Here is a 24,772-nt window from a genome sequence, read left to right on the forward strand (position 1 = left end):
TGTAGATAAAAGGAGACAAACGCGATGAACAAAAACATAACGATGAAGGACATCGCGGAGCAAGTTGGCGTCAGCACGGTGACCGTCTCGAAAGCCCTGAACGACAAGGAAGGCGTAAGCGACGAGTTAAAGGCAAGAATCAAAGCCATCGCCAGCGAAATGGGCTATCGGGTGAACACCGTTGCCAGGTCCATGCGCGAAGGGCTGACTTACAACATCGGCGTTATCATTCCCGAACGTTTTACCGGACCCGACCAATCGTTCTATCTGCGCGTCTATCAAGAAATCTCCAAGGGATTGGAAGACTACGGGTATTACGGCATACTTCATATTTTAAGCAGCTCGGATGAACAGACCTTGCAGCTGCCGCGCATCTATTATGATCGCAAAGTGGACGGATTCATTCTGCTGGGACAGATCAGTAAGCCTTACATCGAGATCATGCACGCCATCGAACCGCCGATTCTGTTTCTGGACTTCTACGATGACCATTCGGATATTGACGCGGTGGTTTCGGATAATTTTTACGGTGCCTATGAACTTACCAATTACCTGATCCGGCAAGGACATCGCAACATTGCCTATGTGGGCAGTTTGCATGCCACAAGCAGCATTCAGGATCGGTTCCTGGGTTACTATAAATCGCTGCTGGAGCATCATATCGCTCTTCGGCAGGACTGGGTAATCAACGATCGGAATGAGTACGGCAATTATCTCGACATCGAGATTCCGGATGAATTGCCAACAGCTTTCGTATGTAATTGCGATCAGGTCGCCTATTTGGTTGTGCAGAAATTGCAAGGCATGGGTTACCGCATTCCCGATGACTGCTCCGTCGTTGGTTTTGACAACGATATCTACGCCACGCTGACCGTGCCGCACCTGACGACGGTTGAAGTCAATATGAAGCAGCTGGCTCAAACGTCGATCCAGTCCATCTTAAGCAAAATCAGCACCCCTGATACCAAATTCGGCAGAATTGTGGTGAAGGGCAAGATCATCTATCGTTCCTCCGTCGCCAAGATGTAAACCCCTCCCACCATCAAACATGCCCCGAACCACGCATCGTGCGCACAGGGAGCAGTGCGCACGATGTACAAAACGATTGCAAAAGAAAAGACAGCTGCATGGATGCGGCTGTCTTTTAAATTCGCGAAAAATTTTCGGCTATTTATTTGCTTGTCTTGCACGTTAGCGCAGGTCTCGTCAAAGAATAAACGGCACAAACCAGGGACACGATGACGATCCCCCCGCCGACCCAGGCCGTGCTGGCTACGGTGCCTCCCTGCTCTAACACGAGCCCCCCAATGGCAGAGCCCAATGCGATACCGATTTGCAGCGCGGAATTGTTAAAACTTTGCTGGATATCGGACGAACCCGGATCCACTTGAATCAGATAATTCTGCAGAGGAGGAGCCAGGCTCCAGCTCAATGCCCCCCATATCATCATCACGATTAAAAACACGCCAATCGAAAATGTGGATAATGGAAGCACGAACAATACCAGCATGAATGACGTAATGATGATCACGATGCTCTTATGCGATCCGATCCGATCCGCAAGCGCGCCGCCGAACGCCCCGCCGCCGACGGCGGATAGTCCGAACAGGAAGTAACAGATGCTGATCCAATAAGGGCTCAGACCAAGCTCCGATTCAAGAAACGGCGTGAAGTACGCATATATGGTGTAATGCCCTGCAAGCATGAACAAGGTGGCCAGATGCGCACCGGCGATTTTCATCTTGCCCAGCGCCTTGATCTGAACGGATAACGGCGTAACATTTTCAGGCTTGATCCGGTCCAGGAACATATAGATCAAAATCATGGAACCGATCGACAGGAAGCCGATACCCAGGAACAACACCCGCCATCCGAAAGCCTCGCTGATCAGGATGCCGAGCGGCACGCCTAGTACCAATGACGAACTAATCCCCATATAGATAACGCCCAAGGCTTTAGCGCGATGTGCAGGCTCAACCACCTTGGCGGTAATCGTCAAAGATAACACGATAATCAACGCCGTACTCATCGCGGTTAAGATTCTGGCTGCCATGAGCAGCGTAAAGTTCGGGCTTACATAAGCCAGCAAGTTACCAATAAAGAAAATAAACAAGGAAATCAGGTAAAGCCGTTTGCGCTCCACTCTTGCCGTCAGCGCAAGAAGCACCGGTCCCGCTATCGCATAGACCAGGGCGAACACGGTAATCAGCTGACCCGCCGTACCGAGCGAAATATGCAAGTCGTCCGCAATGAGCGGCAGTATCCCACCAACAATAAGTTCAACCAGCCCGACGGATATCGTCGATATCGCTAGGATTAATACTTTCAGATTCATCTGGAATGAAATCCCCTTTCTTCGATGTCATGTTTATAATCAACAAAAAAATCCTGATTACAAAAAATGAGTAAACATTTTCTGTAGTCAGGATTTTCCGGTTCCTGGTAGAGACCCTCAGACCATATTAATGAGGTTATACATTCAAATAAAATATTCAGTTGCACAACAATCGTTGATTAATTTATCACATCCGTTACGAAAGATCAACCTCCCATGCAGGATTCCAGCAAATCTCCCACAAATGCCCGTCCGGATCGAGAAAATGACCGGAATAGCCTCCCCAGAAGGTGTCTTGTGCCGGCACGGTTACGGTCGCTCCCGCTCTACTGGCTTGCTCCATCACCTCATCCACTTCTTCCTTGCTGCCGACGTTGTGGCCGATCGTGAATTCCGAAGAGCTTGGGGACGATAAGGGAACATTCGCTTCAACCGACAGATCCCTGCGATTCCATATCGCCAGCTTCACACCGGCTTGCAAGTCAAAAAATGCTACAGCCCCATGCTCAAATTCAGTGCCAATGATTCCTTCGGTCGGGAGCCCGAGTCCGTCACGATAAAACTTCAGGGACCGTTCCAGGTCATCAACGCCAATCGTAAGTACGGATATGCTTGCTCTCATTTTACGTTACCTCCTGTACATCATCATTGATACTTCTACCCCATTGTCGTTCAACACCCGAATGAAAGATTGTAAAAAACGGACAAACCTTGCCGCCGCCATGCATGCAAAATTTATGGTTGAAAAGCCTGCTTCGGCGACATGCCGTATAAGCGTTTGAAGGTGTTAATAAAATGAGGCTGATCATAATATCCGTATTGGGCAGCGATATCAGGAAACCGATTAGGCTTGGAACGGCGCATCTCCTGCAGCAAATTCTGGAATCGTATGATGTCCGTCATTTCCTTCGGCTTCATGCCCAATTCCTTCTGAAACGTTCTTCTTATGTTTCTCTCGCTGTAATTCATTTTTTCGGCCAGGGCATGAATCGTTATTCTCCCCTTGGAGGCGTATAAATGCTGCATGCCTTGCTCCACCAGCGGCTCAGAACGTATGTTACTCCGTCTTAACGCGTTGAATAAAAACGTCTCGATCAGCTCGATACGTCGGGCGGAATCAAGAGCTGTCACCATTTCTTCGTTCAAGTGATTCACTTCTGCCCCCCACGCTTCATCCAAGAGGACGGGACCCTCCCGAAATTCGGAAGCGGGAAATTGGATGAACGGACGAACGGTTTCCGCATAGAAGCGAATACCGAACAGAGACTGCTCCTGCGTGAGTATCGCCGCTTCATAACGGGACATCAGACCCGTAACGAAGCCGGTGGCCGAGGCGGTCCGTGCCTTCATATTAAATATGATATCCACGCAACCGTCGGGAAGGATGCGATGGAGCGGAGCTTGAATGGACGTGACTCGGTATTCCAAGCTCCAATAACAGGCTACATATGGCATCAATGGCTGGCACGGCCTATACTCCGTATAGGCATAATCTGAAGCAGGAGATTGAATCTCTATGGCCGGTGCTTGTACAGGCATAAAATTCCGCAAAGTGCTCACCCTTAATTATGCTTGAATTAGCAAACAACTTGAATGGAAAAATGTAGTCTTAGCGTCTATCAATCATGCTGTCCTGCTTGAATCTGCAGGTTCATAATTTGACCGTTTCGCGACGTAATATAAACCTTCCAATCCCCCGTTACTCCACGCCCGTCATGCATGGCGAATGTCCGGGTTCCCTCCGTGCCGGCTTTGACATCCGCGTATCCGAATTCCTCCGTTCCCCGGTAGACCTTCAGCATCACGTGGCCCGTGCTGTTCTTGTTATGAACCTTAACGGTTAATTTGCTGCCCTGCTCCGGCATGGTGGTAAACGTGTTTTCGTACGCATTGACGCTTTGGTACTTATCCAAATTTATATATTGCACCGTAAAAGGCGTGTTGCTGTCAGCACCCTCAACTTCCTCTATGTACGATGCCTGGTGATGAACGAGTTCGCCCGCACTCTGAGGGAACAGCGCCAGCGTCAGAAACATGGCGAAGCCGACTCCAAGCCATTTCATTTACGGCGAAACACCTCCAATAAATTTCCCTATGCGCACCGCCGCCTCGCGCAGCGCTTCCTCTTCCTGGACCAGCGCGATTCGCAAGTAGCCTTCACCTTCAGAGCCAAAAGCATCTCCTGGTATAACCGCCACGCCTGTATTCAACAGCAATTCGCGGGCGAACCGCCGCGAACTCCATGCTTCCTCGCGAAAAGCTACAGGCAGCCGCGCCCATAGAAACATCGTGGCCTGCGGTTTAGGGACGTCCCACCCCGCTTCGGCCAAGGAAGCTGCGAGGACATCACGGCGCTGTTCATACAGCGAAGCAACACCTCGTTCCTCGTTGGAAGCAGCCATGGCTTGACGCAATGCATGGACCGCCGCTGTCTGAACCGGCTTGAACACGCCGAAATCGATGTTGCTTTTGTATTCCCGCAGCGCGCCGACAGCTTCCACATGACCGGCAAGAAAACCGATGCGACAGCCTGCCATATTAAAGCTTTTGGAGAAGGAATGAAACTCCACCGCGATGTCGATGGCGCCTGGAGCCTGCAGTACGCTTATCGGACGATAACCGTCAAAGCCCATTTCGGAATAGGCCAGGTCATGGACGATGAGCACGTCCCATTTTTTCGCCAAACCGACCAACTTTTCAAAAAAAGCAAGATCGGCCTGAACCGCAATCGGATTCCCCGGAAAATTCAGCAGGATGAAGGTCGCTTTCGCCCAAATCTCCTCCGGTATGCTGTCCAGATCGGGCACGAACCGCCGCTCTTCTTTCAGTGGCAAATACCAAGGCGTTACCCCTGCGATCGCAAGGGCTCCGGCATAAATCGGATATCCCGGATTCGGCACAATAGCCATATCCCCCGGATTGCATATGGCTTGAGCCAGATGCGATAATCCGTCCTGAGAGCCCATTAAGGCCAGTATTTCCGTATCGGGATCGACGTTCACGCCGAAGCGGTGCTTCATCCATGCTGCCGACTGCTCTCGGAATTCCATGGTTCCTCTGGTGCCCGGATATGTATAGTTATCTTCTTTTAGCGCTTCTTGGCTCAGGATCTCGCGTATATCCTCAGAAGGACCACGGTCAGGACTGCCGATACTCAAATCGATGATATGTCTTCCCGCCTGGGCAGCTTCTTGTTTCCATTCGCTGACCTCGGCAAATATCGAAGAACCGATCTGTGATAATTTGTCTGCACGCCATGATCGCTTTGAAGTTTGATTCGGCATGGTATTCACCCACTCCACTTTTTTTTCCTATATTATAGCATGATGCCGGCTGAGCTTCTCTTGGAATTAAGATCTGGGGCTTGACTTGAAAAGCCTTTCATAACGTAAGATCGAACCATACAAAAAGAGAAACCAGGAGAAGAGACAACCATGACCAGATTGAGAGAAACCATTTTTATTATCGCGTTTACGTTTGCAGCCTTTGTGCTGGGTACCACCGAATATGTCATTGTTGGATTATTGAAGGACATTAGCGCAACTCTCAGCATTTCGCTTGCGGCTGCAGGTGTCCTCGTATCCTGCTTTGCTATCGCTTATGCGCTCGGAACGCCTTTTGCAGTGACGCTGCTCGGACGCATTCCACGGCATGTTACCATCCTGTCAGCGTACATTGCGGTGTTGGTGTTTAATTACTTGACCATCTTCGCCACCACGTATCCTGTCATGCTGTTCATTCGCATCATCACCGCCATTCTGTGCGGATTGACCTTGTCGCTGGCCATTGCCGCAACCAGCGAGCATATGAGCGCTTCCCGCAGGGCTGGCGCGGTTGCCTGGATCATTGGAGGTTTTTCCATAGCGAATGTCCTGGGCGTTCCCGTCGGGACGCAGATCGGCCAAATGGCTGGATGGCAAACCGCTTTTATCGTTACTTCACTTGTGGGGATCATCCCGCTTGCGTTCATGTTGGCCGTTATGCCCAAGAGCAATACGATTAGCGTAAGCTCCATGAAGCAGCAATTTGCCTTGTTCACAAATCAACGGATTCGTCTTGCATTCTTCATTCCGGTTTTCGGCGTAGGCTCCGTATTTATTGTATACACGTACATCACGCCGCTGTTAGAGAACGTGCTGGGGATACCGCAGCAATGGATCAGCACCGTCCTGCTAGCTTACGGCGCTTTCACGATTTTAAGCAACTGGCTTGGCGCCAAGGTAGCGCAAGGCAATTCCCGGGTAAAATTGAAAGTGATTTTCACCATCCAGGCGATGATTATGACGGCTTTGGCTCTAACCCTATCGCTCCCGTGGATGGCATTGGCATCCTTGATGCTGGTCGCCTGCTTCTCCTTTGCGCTCAGTACCGCCGTTCAGTTATACCTGATTGACTTGGCAGATGAATCTTCGCCCGGCTCCAAGGACTTCGCTTCCACGCTCATGCCGGTTGCATCCAACATGGGAATTGCGCTCGGCTCCCTTCTGGGCAGCCTGGTCGTGGACAGCATTGGCCTGGCCTACCTGCCGTGGGCCGCAGTTGCATTCGCTATCGGAGCTTTTGCCATAACTTCCCGCTGCCATCAGCTCGACCAAGAGCAATCGGAGTTAACGCTCCTGACATCGGTTAAAGCTTCATAGAACTATTTTAATCCTTCTCATGATCAGATGAGAGGGATTTTTTTGTACGGCGGAAATCGGTCATTCTCGCTATAACAGATACCTTATCACTAAAGCGGCACAGTAAACTCGTATTCATTCGATGGTCAACCAAATCCAAAGCCTATTTGGAATTCAAAAAGCTTACCCGTTATGTAACGGCGTAAGCTTTTTGTTATGCTGTTATTCAGTTCAGCAGGAATCGGCATGAGTCCAATATCATGCCGATTCCTGCTAATAGCGAATCCGCTGTCCTCACAATCTCCTTATTCGGCTTCCATTTCGGCGTAATAACGGATCCTCTGTCCTCATGAGCTCCATTTGGGGCATTTTCCAGCATGTAGCAGAGCCTTCTTTTGTGTACATGTGTCCAATTACAGGCCCATTCTAGCAGATAGAGATTCCTCTACTTCGATATGTGAGGTTAACGGACACTGGTTCCGCTATTCCTTTGTTTTTACCTATTTCATGGCATTATGCGGACTTGAGATCCGCTATTGTCGGATTTAGCGTGGATTCGTCCGTGATTATGGTGCAATAACGGATCTTGTGTCCGCTTGATCACCATATTAGGCCCATTTCGGCGAAATAGCGGATCCTCTGTCCTCATCGTCTCCCTATTCGGCTGATTTCAGCGACGTATTACCGACTCATCCATTAGGATACCAACACCATAGATCCAGCATTGTTAACTCCTTGGATTTGTGATATTAGAGGACACTGGTTCCGCTATTCCTTTGCTTTTACCTATTTCATGGCATTATGCGGACAAGAGATCCGCTATTGTCGGATTTAGCGTGGATTCGTCCGTGATTATGGTTCAATAACAGATCCTGTGTCCGCTTGATCACCATAATAGGCCCATTTCGGCGAAATAGCGTATCCTCTGCCCTGATGGACTCCATTTCGGCGTAATAACGGATCCTCTGTCCTCATCGACTCCATTTGGGGCAATTTCCAGCAAGTAGCTGAGCCTCTTCTATAAGCATGTGTCCAATATCGTACCGATACCAGCAAATAGCGGATCCTCTGTCCACACAATCTCCCTATTCGGCTGATTTCACCAATATAGGGTTGCGTCGTATTACCAACTCCCCATTAGCTGTCCTCACAATCACCATAACAGTCTCACTCCAGCAGGCAGCGGTGCCCCCTCATTCTACATCTGCCCACTTAGTCTACATGTATCCAATTTCAGGACCATTCCAGCATATAGCGAGCCTCCGAATCGTCCATCTGCTCGTTCGATCCCCTGCTTAAGCCGCCATCTCCCGGCATGCCTTCGCACATCTGAAGCAGGCTTCCGCACATTCCTGACAGTGCTTAGCATCATGCTTCTTGCACTCGTTTCCGCAAGCTTCACAAACATCGGCACAGATCCTGCATATTTCTCTGGCATACATGCTGTTCGTGGACATGGCCTGAGCCGCAAAATTACAAATATCCGCGCACTGTCGATCCAATCGTATGCATTCCTTCATCATCGCAACATCCTGCTCCTCCAAACATGCGGTGTAACAATGGTTACAAGCCACCATACAGCGCAAGCATTCCTCGATGCATTTTTGAAATGATTCGTGTGACATACAACATTCTCCTTTCGGTGTTAGCGATTATAGGATTACCTTGTACCAAGGTTGTATGTCATTAACCAAAACTTGTGAAGATTCAATGAGGATTTTTTGGAGCATCGAGTTGTCGAGCTTAAAGGTGTGATTAAATTAGATAAAAAAAGACGACTGCGCAGCAGCCGTCTCTCCTTTTTCATGATGCCATGAATGCACCATTTCCCGTTAATATACTTCGAGTTGAGCATTCATCGAACATCCCATTATTTTAGCCAGTCCTCACAGGAATCCGCCATTTTTTGCAAAGCTTGAAAGAACATGCTGGCATGGTAACCATCACACACCGCATGGTGCACCTGCATTGAAACCGGCAGCAGCATACGCCCTCCCTGCTCGGCGTATTTGCCGCCCGTGATGATCGGCAGCAAATATTCTTTATCATTGGCAATATTCAGATTGAACCCGCTAAATCTTGCCCAGGGAATCATGGATATGGGAAACGTATTGGGTGGTGGATTCTCCTTAACGAAGATCCCTTTGACATCCCGATAACGTTCCATGTCCTGCTCATATAGATCATGGAATCGATCAAAATCGTTCACAAATTCAGTCCATAAACAGGAGAAGGTATGATCATCCTTGTGAAAAAAAGTATAACTTGGCGTCATGGAATCCCAGTACCCCAGCTGCCCCTCTGGGCTATACGAGGTTTTGAATTCTGCGCGTTCATTGACAACCCGGGTCACCATGTAAATAAAAGCCGGGTAAAGCTTATACCCCCGAATCTTAAGCGCTTGAAGCAACAGCGTGATATCCGTGTCTAGAGTCATGCTGTAGGTGCATTGATTTACGTTTGTGTAATGCTCGAAATACGGCAGTCTGTTCCACCGCTCAATATCAATGGTATGGAAATTCATTTTTTTGCCCTCCTAAAATAAAATCGTTCTATTTCAGGAGGGTACATCCACCGCTTTAACCACAAGCCATCACTCCAAAGTTTTATATATCAGTCAGCAAGCTCAACGATTACATTTAAAATCCCGTACGACTTTCACGCATCAGAGAAAAAGGCCGTGTTGAACGCTCATATTGCGTTGTGTCCCTATTATAAATCATCACGCTCTTAAAAAATAGAGAATGACAATCCATGCTCCCGCCTGCTTATGTACCTTTGAACTCAACTCAGCGCGTCTCGTCGACGGGATACGATCAAAAGAAAAGGCTTCACTCCTCAAGCAGATGCTCAAGCAGCAAAGCCTTTATCCTTCCAATCTTAATGAATCACTTCCGGCAATTGGGTAAACAGCAGGTTTACCGGCAAATTGCTTCCCGGCGCAGCCGTCAGCATGATTTCAACCTTTTGCTCGTAATCGCCCGTACGGTAGAGAACCGCTTGCTCTCCTGGGGATACCTGGCCCAAGGAATAAATCGGTACGATCGTTCCATTCATCATGGCATAACCCGAGTACTTGCCGCCCCGCGGGTTAAACGAGATCAGAGTATTCGGTGCTACGCGATCCAGCGTGATTTTATACAGGACGCCGAAGTTGCCGGTATTGTGCGTAATATCTCCGACCATAGGATCCATGCCTTGCAGGTTAGGGTCATCCTGGTTGTCTCCAAGAACGAGACGCTGGGATTCTGCCCCCACCAGCTCGGAATAACGAATGATCCGCGTCGAATCCGGATAGGTTCCACGGTTATGAACGCCATCGCGATCCAGGATCGGCAGCGTGCTCAGCACCTTTAATGGATCGGATTTTTCGTCAATCATCACGACGTCAAACTGGATCGGAAGGTCGCTATACATATCCGAGTACAGGGAAATGACATGCCCCTGCTTCATTCGTATCTCGCTCAGCTCCGTCATGACCAGCTTCTGTTCGCCAGGTGCAAGCGTTACGGAAGTTCGCTTCGAACCGTCTTGCATGGATTGGAAATAGTTCAGCACGGACTTTTTGCCAGCTGCCGTCGCAATCGGCGATGGACCTGCAAATCCCAGGTAATCTTGTCTGAGCGTTACCGGGGTAGTGTTCTTGTTAGTTGCAATCACGTACATCTTCACATTTTTGTTCAGATTGTTCACGTGGTGAATCATGAAGCGCATGTCGCCTACCGCTGTCTCTTGATACACGATGCCCTCGCTGTTTACGGTTTCAGGGCTGTTGCTGCGGATCAGCGTGCTCGGCTCGTCGTAAAAATCATAATTGATTTTCGGACGCGAAGTGACGTTGCCGAGGAACGAGAATTTCTCTCCTTCCGGAATGAAGAGCATATTGAAATCGTCTTGCTCATACAACGTCTCGTTCGTTACGTTGATAGTCGTCTCGTAAGAGGAGCTAAGTCCCTTCTTATCGGTGACGGTCAACTTGATGGTGTACACGCCAGGCGAGAAGAAGGCATACTCTTTGTTCTCCCACTTGTACGTCAGGTCCTCGTTCTTGTCCTGGTCGTCGTAGCTTTGATCCGTATAGGTGATCAGCTCACCCATTTTATACTCCATCTTATCGGTTTCGAACATGGCTACAGGCGGAAGGTTCGGCTGAACGACCGTAATCGTTTGGCTGTATGGTTCACTCCAAGCTCCCGTCGAATCTTGAACCGAGTAAGTGACTATGTATTGACCTGGCGCATCAAATATATCTTGCTTGCCTTCCCAACGTTCGTCGATGATTTCACCTTGCACATTCTCAACCTGAGGTGTATAGGTAACTGTAGTCTTCCCTGCAAAGATCTCTTTAGGGCCTACCGTAAACTTCGCAACCGGCTTGCTTTCCAGACTCATGATAACACGCTTGCCAACATTGTCCACTTTATATTGAATGTCCAGCGCTTGCGTGATGGCTGTCAGCGGAACCATAAAGGTGCTCTTGGTTTGGTAAGAGGTGCCTTTCATCGTTTTGGTCACGCCGTTGACGGTATACTTGCTGCTGTCCGTTTTGAAGCGGAGCTCATTGCTTCCTTTGGTAATAATCGTTTCTTTGGTCTTCTTATCGTAAGTGACCTTGAAGCCTACACGATCCACAAGGGCACGAATGGGAACATAGGATACTCCCTTCTTGACTTGCATCGGCTGCGGTGCATTGTAGGTAACGCCGTCTTGGACCATCTTCGTGCTATTAAAATAAAGAATAAGTTCCTTGCCCGTCACGGATGGCGTGTTATTCTGGTTGTTCTGCCCTTCCGTAGTCGTTCCCGGTTCTTGCACTTCACCGGTTTCCGTCCCCGGCACTTCGGTCGTTCCTGTTTCGGTTGTACCTGTTTCGTTGGTTCCTGCTTCATCCGGCGCTTGAGTTCCTTCTGTCTCTGTCGTATCGGATGTCTCTTGAACAGCGCCTGTAGCGTCTGTACCCCCGGATTTCAGTGATTTCGTTGCCGCTGAATTTTGCTCATACACTTCTTGGGTGACTGACGGTTGCGTTGGGTCTGCGGCATTGGCATCCGCGCTCGCCGGATAAGCTGCGGCCAGTTGGGCAACAGCCAATACGGTTAGCAATGATCGTTTCTTCAGTTTCATTACATAACTCCTTCTAATCCTTTTTGATATTTTAATGAGGTCATACTATTAGACGTAAATTTTGGTAAAAAAGTTTCTCTGAACTGCGAATAATATTTAAGATGATGTAGAACTTTGTTAAAAACCTATAAAAAATCCCGAAACAGCATCAAAGCTGTAACGGGACTAATAGGTCACACGACAGAATTCATATAGATGCTCCTAGATATCATCAATCCACTAACCTTCCTCAGGTTCCGATTCATCACCATTTTGGAATATACAATATAGACATTGTAATCACCGAGCTCATTGTTCGACGTTCAGATGCTCCTGCAAATTCGTAACCGCAATAACCTTTCTCCCGCTTGCCGGGTCATATTTCCACAGATGAAGACCCGTATCACCTGTCGGAATATGAATGTCGGTATGATAAGGAAGATTCAAGAAGCTCCGAAATAACATCGAGATCATCCCGCCGTGAGAAACAATGCAGACGCTTTTCAACTCACGTTCGTTATCGAAGGTAGTAAACAGCTTGGACATGAATTGCTCGGCCCTTGCTCTGAGCTGTACTTCAGATTCCCCACCATCAATAGCATCATGCCGTTTCCTTCCGCCCAGGGGCAGAGGGTACTTTATCAAAGCCTCTTCTCTCAGCATCCCCGCGATAACCCCATTATTTTGCTCCATCAAATCAGGATCATAGGTGACGGGAACTTTTGTCGTTTCGGCGATCATGATAGCGGTCTGCTTGGCCCGCTGAAGCGTGCTGGAAAAAATCGCATCCAACGCATAAACACGATGAATCCAATCCGCCAGCAGCCGTGCTTGCTGTTGACCGAGGTCTGTTAAAGCATAATCTGCCCATCCTTCACATCGATTCAGAATATCCGCTTCCGACTGTCCATGTCTGACGACTAGAATTTCAACCATATGCAGTCCCTCACTTACATCCTTCAGCGTTTATTGTTTGTTGCCAACGGCGATCCAGCGCCCGTCCACATCCTCAAACACAAGCTCATGATTGTTATAATCCGTTATGGTTAACGGTCTGACAATCTTCACGTTCAATTCCATGAGCTCCTGCTCGATCTCTTGTTGTCCATCCGCAACAAAATAGGCATCGTACCCGTAACCGTAACGGATTCGATTCGGCACGACCTCCACGTCTGTCATCGTTAATACGATTTCAATGGAGTCCCTGTATAGGCACACATGCGGTTCGTCTGCATCAAGATAGTTCACGGCACGGAACCCGATTTCCTCATAAAACTGACTTGTCCTCTTGATATCAGATGTCGGAAAGATTTGCAAGCAATGGGAAAACCCTGTACTCATGGTTCTGTCTCCTTATCTCCTGTTCTAGCCCTCTTCATGACGACTCTACTGCTAATCCTTCATTTCCCGTATATCCCGGATCGCTCATGTGATCGGATCTTCTCCCGGATCCCCAGAAATTGACGCAATGCCAAACAGATGAAGAACCGCTAAGTAGAATGGGTAAAGCGCCAATCCCGCTATGGCAATGAGTCCTGTTACAGGGGTGGGTTTGTCGGCCGGATTCGTGATCGGGAACCATGCAGCCGTAATGTATACCAGCATCATGAAATAGGGAATCCATAAAATTAGAGCAAAAAAACTTGCTTTGCGACCGTTTAACCAATATCGGACCAGCTTCGGAACCCCCCAACCCGACAGAATGAATCCAGCAACGCAATAGACTAAGGTCAGCGCATTCACGTGATCCAGGTCCCACCCTGTCAATCTGCCAATCCGGTACACGTTGACCATCAGTTCAATCCCGGCAAAAGGGAACAGCGCATACAAAGCAGCCGCCATATTTAATCGAATGATGAAGTTCATATCCACTCTCCTTGCACGCATTCAACTGTAACCGATATGCGGCAGGCCGCTTTATGAAATCAGCTCTTTAATCAAATACAAGTTCAGATCATCATCCGCGCATACCATGTCGCCCGGCACCACAGGTTCGTTGTTGTACATGATCCCGTTGCCGTCCGGAATATAACCGCGCCGTACATATATTCTTTGAGCCGCTCCATAGTCTCTGTATAATCCCACCCCGATGCCGATACGCGGCAGTTTCTTGCTCACGATGATCTCGAATTCTTCTATGATCCGATTGGCGATCCCGTTTCTCCGATACTCGGGAAACACGTTCAGATCATTGATTTCCGGAATGTTCTGATCCCGAAAATACGGATAAGCCGACTCATATTTCAAATGCGATACGCCGGCCAGCTCACCCTGTACAAAAGCCAACAACGTGATGCGTATGCCGATTTGGTTTTCAAATTCACAACGATCATAATACTCATCCGATCTTTGTATCTTTTGCTGTTCAAATGTTTCTTTCCAAATACGTTTAAGGTCTGCGTTATCCAAAACTTTCAATGTAATGTCCATAGGGTTACCTCGCTGTTATGTATTGGTATGGTGAGTACCGTCAACCTCTATTTTAATGCTTTTCCTTAACTTGGTAAATCATTCCGCAGCAATTGATGCATGAAATCAAAACGGCCAAGACGAATGTCCCGGCCGCTGCCTGATTTTTACCACAAATAACCTGTTGCTAAGCAAAAAACTCGGTCTCTGCTACTTTCTGGCCGACATCAGCATAAACATCGGACGGTGACCTTCTTCCTCCCATTCGGGATGTGCCGCCAATTGTGCCTCAGAAGGACCCCAGTCCTCAACATGAGTTATGGTAAAGCCAAGCCCGATCAACATATTGAGATAGGTGCCCATCGTCCGGTGCTGCTTAATTACGCCTTCTGCAAGCCAATTCGTTGTACGCGGTCCTTCTTGCTGGTAATGATCAACCGGCCAAGTTTGATGCCCGCTAGGATGCTGAATCCATTCGGGACGGCTTGAAGCCGTGTATATCGGATGCTCGACGGAGCATACCAGGCTTCCCCCGGGTTTAAGTGAACGATGCACTTCCTTTAAGAGGCCCTGCAAGTTTTCAATATAATGAAAAGCGAGCGAGCTATACACCAGATCATACTTTTCAGAATCCAGCTCCAACGTCTCCAGATCCGCTTTGATATAGCTAATGTTGGAGTCCTGCGTTTCGGCCTTCCCCCGTGCCAGCATATTCTCGGACACGTCAACCCCAATCACTTTTTCGGCGCCGCCATGCTCCCTCGCCCATCGGCTGAACCAGCCGAACCCGCAGCCTAAATCAAGAACGCTGGCACCGCTCAGATCCGGCAGCATCGATCGCAGCGTTTCCCACTCGGGAGCGCCGTCCAAGCCATGAACGGAACGACTTAATTGGCTGTAACCCTGAAAGAATCCTTCATCATCATAAATGTTTTGCGTCATAACCGTTATAGCACTTCCTTCGTCTAGAATATCTCTTCTAAACTTACTTCCTTCATGCGTGGTTCTCAAGTTTATGTTTGATTCTGCCTTAAACAGGATCAAACACCCATAAAAAAGCGATATCTGAAGATCGCCACCGATCCTTCAAATATCGCTGCATTCTAACTTCTCCTTCGTTCTGCCCGAATAATTCTTCGTATCGATTGCTCCGTTAAATAATAACGTTCAGACAAGGTACGAATGGAATCACCCTTCATATGACACTTGAAAATGTTCCGATTCCGCTCGTCCAGATCTCGCTTGGCTCCGGTTTGTTCTCCCCAGCCCTTGCGGTTCTCCGACTTTCTGGGAATATAAATATAACTTCCATCAATATACTGCTGAATGGTTTTGATTACGTGTTCCGGCAAAATATGTTGTGCTTTTTCGTATTTCATACTCCTTGCCCCTATCTACATGGAATCGTGTAAATAGTGAGCAAAGCCTGCACATGAAATATAACAGCGGCTAATTCATGTTGGAAGTAGGCTCCGAACAATTTCTCTGCCCGTTATTTCCGTGCAGCTTTGCCCGGAGCCTGATTTAACCACTTGAACGGTCGTGCTCCTAACGTGAGCCATCATCATTTTCACCTCGCCCGATTGGATGATACAAAGCATTCCCTTCCCTCTATTGTAACAAATTCGATTTCCCTTGTGTCAGGTTCAAATAACGAGATGACGAGTTCTCCCGATCCCACACCTACCCAGCAACCTAGTAGACAAATATAAAAAAGCTTACTGGGCCGTTAAAATCAGCGGTCCGTCCGACGTAATAGCGATCGTATGCTCATATTGCGCCGACAGCTTGCCGTCGGCCGTTCTCGCCGTCCACTGATCGTCGTCGATCGTGATACGGAACGTACCTTCGTTGATCATCGGTTCAATCGTAAACACCATGCCTTCCTTTAACCGAATGCCTTTGCCGGCTACGCCGACATGCTCGTAGTTCGGCTCCTCGTGCAGACTCCGTCCGATCCCGTGCGCCAGCAGATCGCGTACGACCGAGAACCCGTTCGCTTCCGCATGTTGTTGAATCGCCGACGTTATATCGCCAAGCCGGCCCCCGGGGAGTGCCCGGGCGATCCCCAGATCCAGGCATTCCTTTGCCACCTTCATTATTTTTTGCGCCTCCGGCCGGATATTGCCCACCGGATAGCACCAGCACGAATCGCCGAACCATCCGCCGTATTCCACGACGATGTCGAGCTTCAGCAAGTCGCCATCCATCAGCGCCCGGTTCGAAGGAATGCCGTGGGCTACCACATCGTTGACCGATGTGCAGGTTTCGGCGGGGAAGCCGTTGTACCCTTTCGTAAACTGCTTGCCGCCCAGTTTGGTGATGTGTCTGGCAACAAAGTCATTGATCTCCCGGGTGGTGATCCCGGGCTCGATCAGTTTGGCCACCTCGCGGTAGCAGTCCGCAACGATTTGGCTCGCCGGCTTCATCTCTTCGATTTCCCTAGGTGATTTTAAAATGATCATCTATGTTTATTCGCTCCTTATCAGCTCTATAGTTTTAAAAACCGCACGATATCCCTGGCCTCCTCGTGCAGCATTCCTCGTCGAAGCGAGAGCGAGGCGCAGCCGACCAAGGCGGCCAGCAGCATTTCCGCGCGCTGCAGCCGATACGGCGGCTCCGCCGCGTTTGCTACGGCAGCGGCTGCCTCGTTCGCCGCACGCTCGCTTTCCAGCAGCGCGGCAATCGGCGCGAGCACCTCCCGGCGAAAGGCGGCCGTGAGCGGGGCCGAGCGCGCTTCAGGCAGCGCGGCAAAGCCCTCACCGGCCAGCTTATGCAGCAGGAATAGGGCGTGATCCTCCGCCCAAAGCTGCAGCAGCCGGACGCCGGCGGCGGCGACGGGGCTTAGCTCTGCGCCAGCGGCCGTTTCGAGGCTTGTGCTGCGGGAATCCGCGGCAGCCGAGTTACCGATGTCAGCCGCCGTAGCCAAAGGCCAGCCCGCAGGCGCCTCTCCCGAAGCCGATGCGCACAAGACCTTCGGAGGGGCGTTCAGCGGGACCTCCAGCCATTCCCCGGTCCGCTCCAATGCGTCCCACAGGAGATCGTGGAGCAAATCGCCCTTATTGCTGTAATAATGGTATACCGTTCCATAGCCGAGTTCCGCCTGCGCAGCCACATCGCGGATTTCCAGTAAAGGCCCTTTATTCAAAAACACATCGGCAGCGGCTTTACGGATTTGCGCCAGACGCCGCAGCCGGATCTCTTCGTTTTGTTCCTTCGTGCGTGGAGTCATCTCGTCCGTTCACCTCTTTTATTTTTGACCTACTCTTATGTCAATATAAAACATCAGCTTGCGAATAACAAGAGTTTAGCTGGAGGATTTGCGCCTCAGCCTAGCCATCGGTGCTTGACCATGGGTTAGCCTTAAACGCGCGACCTGTTTAGAACATTGCTGCGCTAACGTTACTCAAGGCGCTTAAACGGTCCCAAAACTCAAATCATGGTCACCAACAACCTTTAGATATTTCCCCGCTTTTACGCACCCGCATACACTCTTCCGGTCAAGCACCGATTGATCGTTACAGGCCATAAATTCTGTTAATCCCCAGGCTGGGGCCAAAGCACGTTTTATTTCAGAATCTTAATACTAGGACCTTTCTCCTCATTTAAACGTTCATTCCGGCCGGCGGACGCCGAGCATGGTATACTCTTCCCAACAATTCCGTGATTAAGGAGCCTGTACCGTGTTAAAAGAACGCATTGACTACTTGTGGAAGAAGAAAGGAATATCCCGCAAAGAGCTGGTTGAAGGATTCGTGACCACCGCCCACTTTGCGAACATCCTTGCCGAACGATATCCTTTGCCCGAAGATCTTGCCGGGCATCTGGCTCAGCGCCTTCAAGTGCCTCCTACCTACTTGTTGGAGGCTGGAAACACCGATCAAGATACGCTGGAGACCGCAAATCGCATTTTTGAAGAGCTTTCCCAAGCGGCTTCGCTTCTATCAGAAGAGCGTATCCACGATCTACCGGATCGCCATGACTGTTTAACGGTGGAGCTCACCGTAGCTTTGATGAAAGCCATCTATTACCAACAAGTGAATGATGCGGTATCCCATGATTACCTGCACCAGAACTACCTGAATTTTTACCTCGAGAAGTATGGGCGCCCCGATGATGCCGAGCTCCCGCTGCCTGCGAAGAAAGCGATGCTTTTCTACAAAATCCAATTCTACCGGTCCAAAAACCGTTATCATGAGGCTTTAAGCCACGCGAACCGGTTAAGCGAATATGTGCGGGAAGGGACCGATTTATGGCTGACTACGCAAAACTTCAAGATGGAGGCCAGCATTTTTTTGAAGTTATACGACCAGGCCAAGCAGGTGTTTGATGGAACGATGCGACGCGTTTATGAAGAACGGCTATTTCACCGCTTGACCGATCTGTACATCGCTTACAGCGGTTATTGTTACTCGATGGGATTGTATCAGGAAGCGCTGGTCACCCTCTCGATGGCGGAAGCCAATCTGGTGTATGCGGTAAACCAGGGGAATATGTTATCCACCATCATGAACAACCGGATCATCATGCTGACGATGCAGGGAGAGCATGAAAAAGCGGAGGAAGAAATCCGGCGTTTTGCGGAACTTCTCGAACGGGAATCGGCGGAGGTACGGGAGCAATTCCGTCCGATCCTATTGATTTACCGCTGCGAGTCGGCTGCGGCTCAAAAACAATGGGGGCTATTAACCCAGTACATACAAGAGCTCAAATCGTTAGAGCTGACAACGGATCAAGAGATGTCCGCATTTTTTTATCAATGCCAGCTCGCTTTGGCTCATGGACACCATGAAGAATTTATGGAGTATGCCCTGAAATGCCTGCCGTATTACGAATCCGCTCAGCTCACCATGCGACTAGAATCTTTATATGAAGCATTGGCGGCCGTATCGGAGGAATCAAGGAAATACAAGGAGTCCACCGTTTATTATAAAAAGCTGGTCTACCTGCTTCGAAACAAATAATTCATGCGTTAGAAGGTCGAAACGACCACCTTCATTCGCAAAACTTTCGTCATGACTTACCGTTCATTTGCTTTGCAACCGAATCAACCTGATTGAACCCTATGAATACCGCAAAAGTTTCTCCGAAACGATCAAGTTCATTCCATCATATTGCCCGAAGTTTTGTTTCCTTGCCAAACCATTGTCGCCACAGCTCCCCGAGGCTAACATTGAATTATAAATAATTCTTCTAAGCGAGGTGCTCGATTATGGGATGGTTTAGCAAAAAGAAAAGTCCGCAGGATGCGCTGGAGAAAGCAGATCAAATGATGAACAAAGGTTTGACGGGTATGATGATGAAGGGCTTAGTGCCGAAAGAACATCGACACGCCATCAATCAAAGTCTGGAGCAAGCGAAACAGGCACAGATGGCAGCGACCGGCGCCCTTTCGTTAACGGCGACCGCCCACGTACGATCCGTACGGGATACCGGAAAGCTGATCAATTTTGATCCGGTCGTCATCCTTGAACTGGATGTCACAGAGAACGGAGGAAAGCAATATACCAAAACGCTGGAAACGCTCGTATCGAAACTGCAAATTCCGAGAGCCGGTGATACCATCGGCCTCGCTCAGCATCCGGCCAATCCATCGGAACTGGTCTATATGGGGCTGATAAGCTGAATGCGCCACGTAAAAAGGACCTGAATCAGGTCCTTTTTGTTGTTATATGCCTGCAGCTTCCTGCAATTTTTCGTTCAACATTCGGAAGGCTTCGTGAATGCTCTCTTTTGGCGTCTTGCCGTACCGTTCCCCGATGTTGACCTCCGAATAACACTGATCTTCCCCTGCCTCGTTCAGATAAGCGACCAATCCGACGCCCGTCGCACGGTACACATCAATCAGGATCGGTTCCAGCTGTTCCTTATCCGTTTCAAAGTACACATGGAACATATTCGATACGGGCACGGCAGGCTTCGTCTTCACGCCTCGGCACTGGCCGAACATCGCTGCGAGCTCTTTGGCTTCTTCGTAATACCGGCCCATGCTGCCTATTCTTTCCGCATAATAATAATCCGAGCTGATAATATACGGGTAAAGACTGACCAGATCGCCGCCATGCCTTCTCTTCCACACTTTGGACTTTGCCGTGAAATCGGTCCCGCCGGCCAGAACGGCGCCGGCAATCCCGCCGATGCCTTTATAGAAAGATACATACACGCTGTCAAATAGAGCACAGATTTCTGCAGCCGTTTTCTGATAATACGGTGTAATCTCGAACAATCTTGCCCCGTCCAGATGCAGCTTGATGCCTTGAGTACGGCAATAGGCCGAAATGGCCTCCAACTCCGCGTAATCAGGCAGCTGCCCTCCGATTTCACGCTGCGGCAATTCCAGAAGCAGACATGCAATGTCACGATCCAAACGCTGCACGTCCTCAAGCGTAATCAAACGCTCCTGATCGCCAAGCAGAATCGGTTCGATATGATGCAGCTCTTTAAGCCCGTCCTCCTCATGAATCTCCAAATGGCAAAGCGGGTGATACGCCACTCGCTTCAGATCCGCATCATCGCACCAGATCCGCAAAGCAATCTGCTGCGCCATCGTTCCGCTGGGAAAGAATACCGCCGATTCCTTCCCCAGAACCTCTGCCATTCGCGTCTGAAACTCTTCGATGATGGCGCCCTTTCCGTATGTATCCCCCATCTGCGACCCATCCGCGCTGCGAAATGCCTCGAGCAGCACTTCAACATTCCTGCGGCTATGGCCAATCAATGGGTATGCTGTTTCGCCGTAAGCCTCGCCAAGCGATTTTCGCTGTTCTCCCATGTCGCAATAACTCCCCTTGTTCCATCGATTTTGAGCCTAATCTCTTTACATTGAATGAACCACCCTTTAAGCATACTAGATAAATGAGCAAGTGAAAAATAATTTTGATGACCTAACTTTTCGGAAAAACTTGACAACAGAAGAGGTCTGAAATAACATTGTATATGAGCATATGTTCATATTAAAATTTATTCAGCTTTTTGAATCATTCGTTCAACATTCTTAGGGTTTATCTGAAGGGAGTTTTCGATTATGCATCATCACAACCACCAGCACGGTCATGACCACAGTCACCATGATCACGCCCGCTCAGGGAATAAGAAAGGTCTTGCCATCGCCCTGATCATCACGCTCGGCATTATGATTCTAGAATTTGTGGGAGGTTTGCTTACCAACAGTCTGGCCCTGTTATCCGATTCCGGCCATATGCTAAGCGATGCCAGCGCTTTGCTGCTCAGTCTGGTCGCTTTATGGTTTGCAGCAAGGCCCTCATCGCCGAACAAGACCTACGGCTTTTACCGTTTCGAAATACTGGCAGCACTATTAAATGGCGTCGCCCTGTTTGTAATCGCCGGCTTTATCGTCTGGGAGGCGATTCAACGCTTTGATGACCCGCCGGCCGTTGCCAGCGGCAGCATGATGCTCATTGCATCCATCGGCTTGTTGGCTAATCTTCTGAGTGCCTGGTTCTTGATGCGGATGGGCGATGTGAAGAACAATGTGAACCTGCGAAGCGCCTACCTTCATGTCATCGGCGATGCGCTTGGCTCCGTAGGTGCTATTGTCGCCGGGATTCTCATGATTGCATTTGGATGGTATATTGCAGATCCTATGATTTCCATTCTGGTTTCGATCTTGATCCTGAAAAGCGCCTGGAGAATTATACAGAATACCGTTCATATCCTCATGGAGGGTGCACCTGCAGCGATTAACCCTGATGAGGTAACGAAATCCCTGCTGTCCATTCCGGGAGTCACGGGCATCCATGATCTCCATATTTGGACGATTACGTCCAATTTCGACTCCTTGAGCTGCCATCTTGTCGTAAAGGATGACGTGACTGGTTATGAGATCCTTCAACAAGCGATTGATCTTCTGGAAAGTCGATTCCACATCGAGCATTCAACCATTCAGATTGAGAACAGCGCCATCGCTCATAAAGAAAATAAAGTGTGATCTGGTTCCTGCGGCAGTCCTTCCGTTCATGAAAAGGGGAAATTCGGCTGCCGAGGTTTACACTTTTTACAAGCTCGGTTGACCTCCATAATGAGACTATCAAGACATTCTACGTAAGTTACCACGAAATCCTGAATGTCTGATAGGGAGGTTGCCATGAATAACGATATATATACGCTGGAGAAGCTAAATGAATATCGGCAAGCACATTGGGACGAACTGGATCGTCAAGGAAGATTCATTATTCATGATGAGATCGGCGTTGGTGAATCGGAGTTAAATGCGAGGAATCGTCGACTTATCGATAAGCTTTACGGGTTCTTTCGAAAGCGGAGATCACGAAAAACCCATTCAAAAACCTTATAAGCCAAAAGAGCAAGCGCCGTTGTACGCGCTTGCTCTTTTTTTACGGGAATCACGCCCGCCAGATCTGCTTAAAATCCAGCCATCCCAGATTATTAATGACAACTCCCTTGTAAGAAGGATGCAAACTTGCGAAGAATTTCGTATGAATCAGGAATGATACATGCGCTTCCTCCCGCAGCCTCTCCTCGATGTTCGATAAAATGCTCAACCGCTCCTCGCACTGTTCGCTGGCAAGCGCGTCATCGATGCATTCTTGTACCCAATCCTGCAGGGACGGATCCATGAACTCTTTGACAATGCTGCCCTCCTGCTCGTAATTCTCGATGATGCATACTTCTTCGCCCGGAAGAACTAGGCCGTGCAATATGCAGTCCATACTATTCACCACGTCGGGATGCAGCATGGTATCCATACGTATCTCCCGGATCATCAATGAAATCCCAACGGAAGCACACTGATTCTGGATCCATTCGGCATCCTTGATATGATTGGCCAGCGTTGCCATGATGACGGGGGAACCGTCGTAACCCGACTGTCTCAACAGCGACTTGGCGAACTCGGGATCATAACGGTCTTTGCGGTAAGGCGCTTGTTCATCCATAATGAACCCTCTGGCCGGATAAAGACGATTGTCGCCCAGCTCCCGGATCATCTCCGAACGGTTCCGGATCAGATTGAATGCGCGGCGAAATTCGACGGATTGAAACGGCCCCTCTTTTTTCATATTCCATGTAATCAAAGTCGTGCAGCCTTCGGAGGATTCTATGATATCCACAGCATGATGGTCGCCGCCATGACCGAATTGCTCCGAATCCTGCAGCAGCCGCTCCCAACTGACGTTGCAATGCTCGGCATCTTCCGGCATCATAATGATTTGGATGCTGTCCAAATGCGGCCGCCCTTGATAATAGTGGGCATTCGCGTGAATGGTCAGCCTCTCCTCGGTCCATTCCTCCACCTGAAAAGGCCCCGTTCCGACAGGAAGCCTCCAGAACTGTTCTTCATCGTGAATCAGCAGATGTTTAGGCACGATGGACATGCATATGGAACTGAGAAACCGGATGAAAATCCGATTCGGCTTATTCAGGATAAAACGGACCTCGCGGGGCGACACCGCCTCTACGCTGTGCAGTTCACGCACGATCCAAGCATTCCGTCGATCCTGACCCAAGCGCTCCACCGTGAATTTTACGTCCTCGGCCGTTAATTCCTTGCCGTCATGGAACAGAATCCCTTTACGAAGATGAAACGTCCAGCTCGTTCCATCCTCGCTGCTCTCCCAATGATGCGCAATCACAGGCATGTATTGATCCTTTGCTTTATCGTATACCACCAATCGATCGAATATTTGCTGGATCATATGAGCTTGAAAACTGTAATAGCACTCGGCGGGGTCCAAGGTTTCGATCAGCCGATAAACCGGCAGCCGCAGCGAATCTCTGGCTTCTTCCTCCCCTTCCTTCATCTCCTTGCAAAAGCCAAAATGCCCGTTCATCCACTCCACGTAGGAGTCGTTGGTCCGAATGCCTTGTCCGTAGGTACGAAGCAGCTCAAAGGCCTGCTTGTATTCCCCTTTTTCCGCGAGCTGCTGTGCCGCTTCCTGAAGCAGTTCTGCTTGATCCGCTTGAAAGGTCAGCTTGGACCGGTTTCCTCGCCCGCGTCCGGCTTTCCACAGAATCCAGCCCTTCTCTTCGAGCTTGCGCAAAACGAGCTTCGCGTTGCGCGACGTGCAATAAAGCGTGTCGGCAATCTGCTCAAGCGTCACTTCCGTAGCGGTATGGACTGGAGCGTTAACAGCAAGCTTCCGGTGCAGCATGAAAAATTGTTCGTACAGCATTGCGATCCGCTCCCCCCTTGGTAAAATCCAATACGTTTATTCTACTTGGAGATTGTTTCGAGCGCGAGTACCTTTTCGGTAGAAATCCATTATATTCAAAAAAGAACGGCTCCATTCCCCCTAAACCGTTAGCCTTAAACTGCACATCCTTGTTA

At 49.3% G+C, this 24,772-nt stretch carries 23 protein-coding genes and 1 riboswitch; of the genes, 5 read left to right on the forward strand and 18 right to left on the reverse strand.

The window, feature by feature from the left end:
• Positions 1 to 24 precede the first annotated feature (24 nt).
• The gene (locus MHI43_RS18400) at positions 25 to 1,029 is read left to right on the forward strand and encodes a substrate-binding domain-containing protein (protein ID WP_036660824.1); all 1,005 of its coding nucleotides are present in this window, start codon (positions 25 to 27) and stop codon (positions 1,027 to 1,029) included.
• A gap of 142 nt (positions 1,030 to 1,171) precedes the next feature.
• Here the strand turns inward: MHI43_RS18400 and MHI43_RS18405 are convergent, their stop codons facing one another.
• The 5 genes from MHI43_RS18405 to MHI43_RS18425 all read right to left on the reverse strand — a co-directional run bounded on the left by MHI43_RS18405 (position 1,172) and on the right by MHI43_RS18425 (position 5,619).
• A complete protein-coding gene (locus MHI43_RS18405) occupies positions 1,172 to 2,335 on the reverse strand; it encodes an MFS transporter (RefSeq protein WP_036660825.1) in 1,164 nt (387 codons plus the stop codon).
• Between the two features lie 64 nt (positions 2,336 to 2,399).
• A riboswitch (purine riboswitch) is annotated at positions 2,400 to 2,499 on the reverse strand.
• Positions 2,500 to 2,531: 32 nt separating this feature from the next.
• The gene (locus tag MHI43_RS18410; RefSeq protein ID WP_015735825.1) at positions 2,532 to 2,957 is read right to left on the reverse strand and encodes a VOC family protein; all 426 of its coding nucleotides are present in this window, start codon (positions 2,955 to 2,957) and stop codon (positions 2,532 to 2,534) included.
• A gap of 113 nt (positions 2,958 to 3,070) precedes the next feature.
• Positions 3,071 to 3,874: a DUF6597 domain-containing transcriptional factor gene (locus tag MHI43_RS18415; protein ID WP_015735826.1), complete on the reverse strand. Its 804-nt coding sequence runs from the start codon at positions 3,872 to 3,874 to the stop codon at positions 3,071 to 3,073.
• 80 nt (positions 3,875 to 3,954) lie between these two features.
• Positions 3,955 to 4,398: a hypothetical protein gene (locus MHI43_RS18420; protein ID WP_015735827.1), complete on the reverse strand. Its 444-nt coding sequence runs from the start codon at positions 4,396 to 4,398 to the stop codon at positions 3,955 to 3,957.
• Positions 4,399 to 5,619: an aminotransferase class I/II-fold pyridoxal phosphate-dependent enzyme gene (locus tag MHI43_RS18425; RefSeq protein ID WP_235201671.1), complete on the reverse strand. Its 1,221-nt coding sequence runs from the start codon at positions 5,617 to 5,619 to the stop codon at positions 4,399 to 4,401.
• A gap of 150 nt (positions 5,620 to 5,769) precedes the next feature.
• Here MHI43_RS18425 and MHI43_RS18430 point away from each other — a divergent pair, with 150 nt between their 5' ends.
• Positions 5,770 to 6,975, forward strand: coding sequence for an MFS transporter (locus tag MHI43_RS18430; RefSeq protein WP_015735829.1), 1,206 nt, complete (start codon positions 5,770 to 5,772; stop codon positions 6,973 to 6,975).
• Between the two features lie 1,274 nt (positions 6,976 to 8,249).
• Here MHI43_RS18430 and MHI43_RS18435 read toward each other — a convergent pair.
• From MHI43_RS18435 to MHI43_RS18485, 11 genes are all read right to left on the reverse strand, one after another.
• Positions 8,250 to 8,579: a four-helix bundle copper-binding protein gene (locus MHI43_RS18435; RefSeq protein ID WP_015735831.1), complete on the reverse strand. Its 330-nt coding sequence runs from the start codon at positions 8,577 to 8,579 to the stop codon at positions 8,250 to 8,252.
• Between the two features lie 245 nt (positions 8,580 to 8,824).
• Positions 8,825 to 9,478: a type A chloramphenicol O-acetyltransferase gene (catA, locus tag MHI43_RS18440; RefSeq protein ID WP_015735832.1), complete on the reverse strand. Its 654-nt coding sequence runs from the start codon at positions 9,476 to 9,478 to the stop codon at positions 8,825 to 8,827.
• Positions 9,479 to 9,834: 356 nt separating this feature from the next.
• Positions 9,835 to 12,078 (reverse strand): stalk domain-containing protein, encoded by a 2,244-nt coding sequence (locus tag MHI43_RS18445; RefSeq protein ID WP_015735833.1) that lies wholly within the window; start codon positions 12,076 to 12,078, stop codon positions 9,835 to 9,837.
• Positions 12,079 to 12,366: 288 nt separating this feature from the next.
• Positions 12,367 to 12,993: a histidine phosphatase family protein gene (locus MHI43_RS18450; protein ID WP_015735834.1), complete on the reverse strand. Its 627-nt coding sequence runs from the start codon at positions 12,991 to 12,993 to the stop codon at positions 12,367 to 12,369.
• Positions 12,994 to 13,023: 30 nt separating this feature from the next.
• Positions 13,024 to 13,398, reverse strand: coding sequence for a VOC family protein (locus MHI43_RS18455; RefSeq protein ID WP_015735835.1), 375 nt, complete (start codon positions 13,396 to 13,398; stop codon positions 13,024 to 13,026).
• Between the two features lie 84 nt (positions 13,399 to 13,482).
• Positions 13,483 to 13,923 carry a hypothetical protein gene (locus MHI43_RS18460; RefSeq protein ID WP_015735836.1) on the reverse strand — a complete coding sequence of 147 codons (441 nt, stop codon included), beginning with the start codon at positions 13,921 to 13,923 and terminating at the stop codon, positions 13,483 to 13,485.
• Positions 13,924 to 13,974: 51 nt separating this feature from the next.
• On the reverse strand, positions 13,975 to 14,487 hold the full coding sequence (locus MHI43_RS18465) for a GNAT family N-acetyltransferase (RefSeq protein WP_036660828.1): 513 nt from the start codon (positions 14,485 to 14,487) through the stop codon (positions 13,975 to 13,977).
• 189 nt (positions 14,488 to 14,676) lie between these two features.
• The gene (locus MHI43_RS18470; RefSeq protein WP_036660829.1) at positions 14,677 to 15,408 is read right to left on the reverse strand and encodes a class I SAM-dependent methyltransferase; all 732 of its coding nucleotides are present in this window, start codon (positions 15,406 to 15,408) and stop codon (positions 14,677 to 14,679) included.
• Positions 15,409 to 15,569: 161 nt separating this feature from the next.
• Entirely contained in the window at positions 15,570 to 15,845 is a 276-nt protein-coding gene (locus MHI43_RS18475; RefSeq protein ID WP_036660830.1) for a CD3324 family protein, read from the reverse strand.
• 339 nt (positions 15,846 to 16,184) lie between these two features.
• Positions 16,185 to 16,931, reverse strand: a complete 747-nt coding sequence (map, locus tag MHI43_RS18480) for a type I methionyl aminopeptidase (RefSeq protein ID WP_036660831.1) — start codon at positions 16,929 to 16,931, stop codon at positions 16,185 to 16,187.
• A gap of 26 nt (positions 16,932 to 16,957) precedes the next feature.
• Positions 16,958 to 17,698, reverse strand: coding sequence for a TetR family transcriptional regulator (locus tag MHI43_RS18485; RefSeq protein ID WP_015735841.1), 741 nt, complete (start codon positions 17,696 to 17,698; stop codon positions 16,958 to 16,960).
• 451 nt (positions 17,699 to 18,149) lie between these two features.
• Between MHI43_RS18485 and MHI43_RS18490 the strand changes: the two genes are divergently transcribed.
• Entirely contained in the window at positions 18,150 to 19,430 is a 1,281-nt protein-coding gene (locus MHI43_RS18490; protein ID WP_036660833.1) for a hypothetical protein, read from the forward strand.
• 248 nt (positions 19,431 to 19,678) lie between these two features.
• A complete protein-coding gene (locus tag MHI43_RS18495) occupies positions 19,679 to 20,092 on the forward strand; it encodes a hypothetical protein (protein ID WP_015735843.1) in 414 nt (137 codons plus the stop codon).
• Between the two features lie 42 nt (positions 20,093 to 20,134).
• Here MHI43_RS18495 and MHI43_RS18500 read toward each other — a convergent pair whose 3' ends face one another.
• Positions 20,135 to 21,238 (reverse strand): beta-eliminating lyase-related protein, encoded by a 1,104-nt coding sequence (locus MHI43_RS18500; RefSeq protein ID WP_036660835.1) that lies wholly within the window; start codon positions 21,236 to 21,238, stop codon positions 20,135 to 20,137.
• A 252-nt stretch (positions 21,239 to 21,490) separates the two neighbouring features.
• On the opposite strand from MHI43_RS18500, the gene MHI43_RS18505 reads away from it, so the two are divergent.
• Complete coding sequence (locus tag MHI43_RS18505) at positions 21,491 to 22,414, forward strand: cation diffusion facilitator family transporter (RefSeq protein ID WP_036660836.1); 924 nt, start codon at positions 21,491 to 21,493, stop codon at positions 22,412 to 22,414.
• A 415-nt stretch (positions 22,415 to 22,829) separates the two neighbouring features.
• On the opposite strand, the gene MHI43_RS18510 is transcribed toward MHI43_RS18505, so the two are convergent.
• Positions 22,830 to 24,617, reverse strand: coding sequence for an ABC transporter substrate-binding protein (locus MHI43_RS18510; protein WP_036660839.1), 1,788 nt, complete (start codon positions 24,615 to 24,617; stop codon positions 22,830 to 22,832).
• Between the last annotated feature and the right edge of the window lie 155 nt (positions 24,618 to 24,772).

This window comes from Paenibacillus sp. FSL H8-0457 (assembly GCF_038051935.1).
Lineage (GTDB): Bacteria > Bacillota > Bacilli > Paenibacillales > Paenibacillaceae > Paenibacillus_AQ > Paenibacillus_AQ lautus_A.

What these genes read in the sequence shown, in the direction of transcription:
- MHI43_RS18400 (WP_036660824.1), top strand. Translation starts at nt 25, where the DNA reads ATGAACAAAAACATAACGATGAAGGACATCGCGGAGCAAGTTGGCGTC.
- MHI43_RS18405 (WP_036660825.1), bottom strand. Translation starts at nt 2,335, where the DNA reads ATGAATCTGAAAGTATTAATCCTAGCGATATCGACGATATCCGTCGGG.
- MHI43_RS18410 (WP_015735825.1), bottom strand. Translation starts at nt 2,957, where the DNA reads ATGAGAGCAAGCATATCCGTACTTACGATTGGCGTTGATGACCTGGAA.
- MHI43_RS18415 (WP_015735826.1), bottom strand. Translation starts at nt 3,874, where the DNA reads ATGCCTGTACAAGCACCGGCCATAGAGATTCAATCTCCTGCTTCAGAT.
- MHI43_RS18420 (WP_015735827.1), bottom strand. Translation starts at nt 4,398, where the DNA reads ATGAAATGGCTTGGAGTCGGCTTCGCCATGTTTCTGACGCTGGCGCTG.
- MHI43_RS18425 (WP_235201671.1), bottom strand. Translation starts at nt 5,619, where the DNA reads ATGCCGAATCAAACTTCAAAGCGATCATGGCGTGCAGACAAATTATCA.
- MHI43_RS18430 (WP_015735829.1), top strand. Translation starts at nt 5,770, where the DNA reads ATGACCAGATTGAGAGAAACCATTTTTATTATCGCGTTTACGTTTGCA.
- MHI43_RS18435 (WP_015735831.1), bottom strand. Translation starts at nt 8,579, where the DNA reads ATGTCACACGAATCATTTCAAAAATGCATCGAGGAATGCTTGCGCTGT.
- catA (WP_015735832.1), bottom strand. Translation starts at nt 9,478, where the DNA reads ATGAATTTCCATACCATTGATATTGAGCGGTGGAACAGACTGCCGTAT.
- MHI43_RS18445 (WP_015735833.1), bottom strand. Translation starts at nt 12,078, where the DNA reads ATGAAACTGAAGAAACGATCATTGCTAACCGTATTGGCTGTTGCCCAA.
- MHI43_RS18450 (WP_015735834.1), bottom strand. Translation starts at nt 12,993, where the DNA reads ATGGTTGAAATTCTAGTCGTCAGACATGGACAGTCGGAAGCGGATATT.
- MHI43_RS18455 (WP_015735835.1), bottom strand. Translation starts at nt 13,398, where the DNA reads ATGAGTACAGGGTTTTCCCATTGCTTGCAAATCTTTCCGACATCTGAT.
- MHI43_RS18460 (WP_015735836.1), bottom strand. Translation starts at nt 13,923, where the DNA reads ATGAACTTCATCATTCGATTAAATATGGCGGCTGCTTTGTATGCGCTG.
- MHI43_RS18465 (WP_036660828.1), bottom strand. Translation starts at nt 14,487, where the DNA reads ATGGACATTACATTGAAAGTTTTGGATAACGCAGACCTTAAACGTATT.
- MHI43_RS18470 (WP_036660829.1), bottom strand. Translation starts at nt 15,408, where the DNA reads ATGACGCAAAACATTTATGATGATGAAGGATTCTTTCAGGGTTACAGC.
- MHI43_RS18475 (WP_036660830.1), bottom strand. Translation starts at nt 15,845, where the DNA reads ATGAAATACGAAAAAGCACAACATATTTTGCCGGAACACGTAATCAAA.
- map (WP_036660831.1), bottom strand. Translation starts at nt 16,931, where the DNA reads ATGATCATTTTAAAATCACCTAGGGAAATCGAAGAGATGAAGCCGGCG.
- MHI43_RS18485 (WP_015735841.1), bottom strand. Translation starts at nt 17,698, where the DNA reads ATGACTCCACGCACGAAGGAACAAAACGAAGAGATCCGGCTGCGGCGT.
- MHI43_RS18495 (WP_015735843.1), top strand. Translation starts at nt 19,679, where the DNA reads ATGGGATGGTTTAGCAAAAAGAAAAGTCCGCAGGATGCGCTGGAGAAA.
- MHI43_RS18500 (WP_036660835.1), bottom strand. Translation starts at nt 21,238, where the DNA reads ATGGGAGAACAGCGAAAATCGCTTGGCGAGGCTTACGGCGAAACAGCA.
- MHI43_RS18505 (WP_036660836.1), top strand. Translation starts at nt 21,491, where the DNA reads ATGCATCATCACAACCACCAGCACGGTCATGACCACAGTCACCATGAT.
- MHI43_RS18510 (WP_036660839.1), bottom strand. Translation starts at nt 24,617, where the DNA reads ATGCTGTACGAACAATTTTTCATGCTGCACCGGAAGCTTGCTGTTAAC.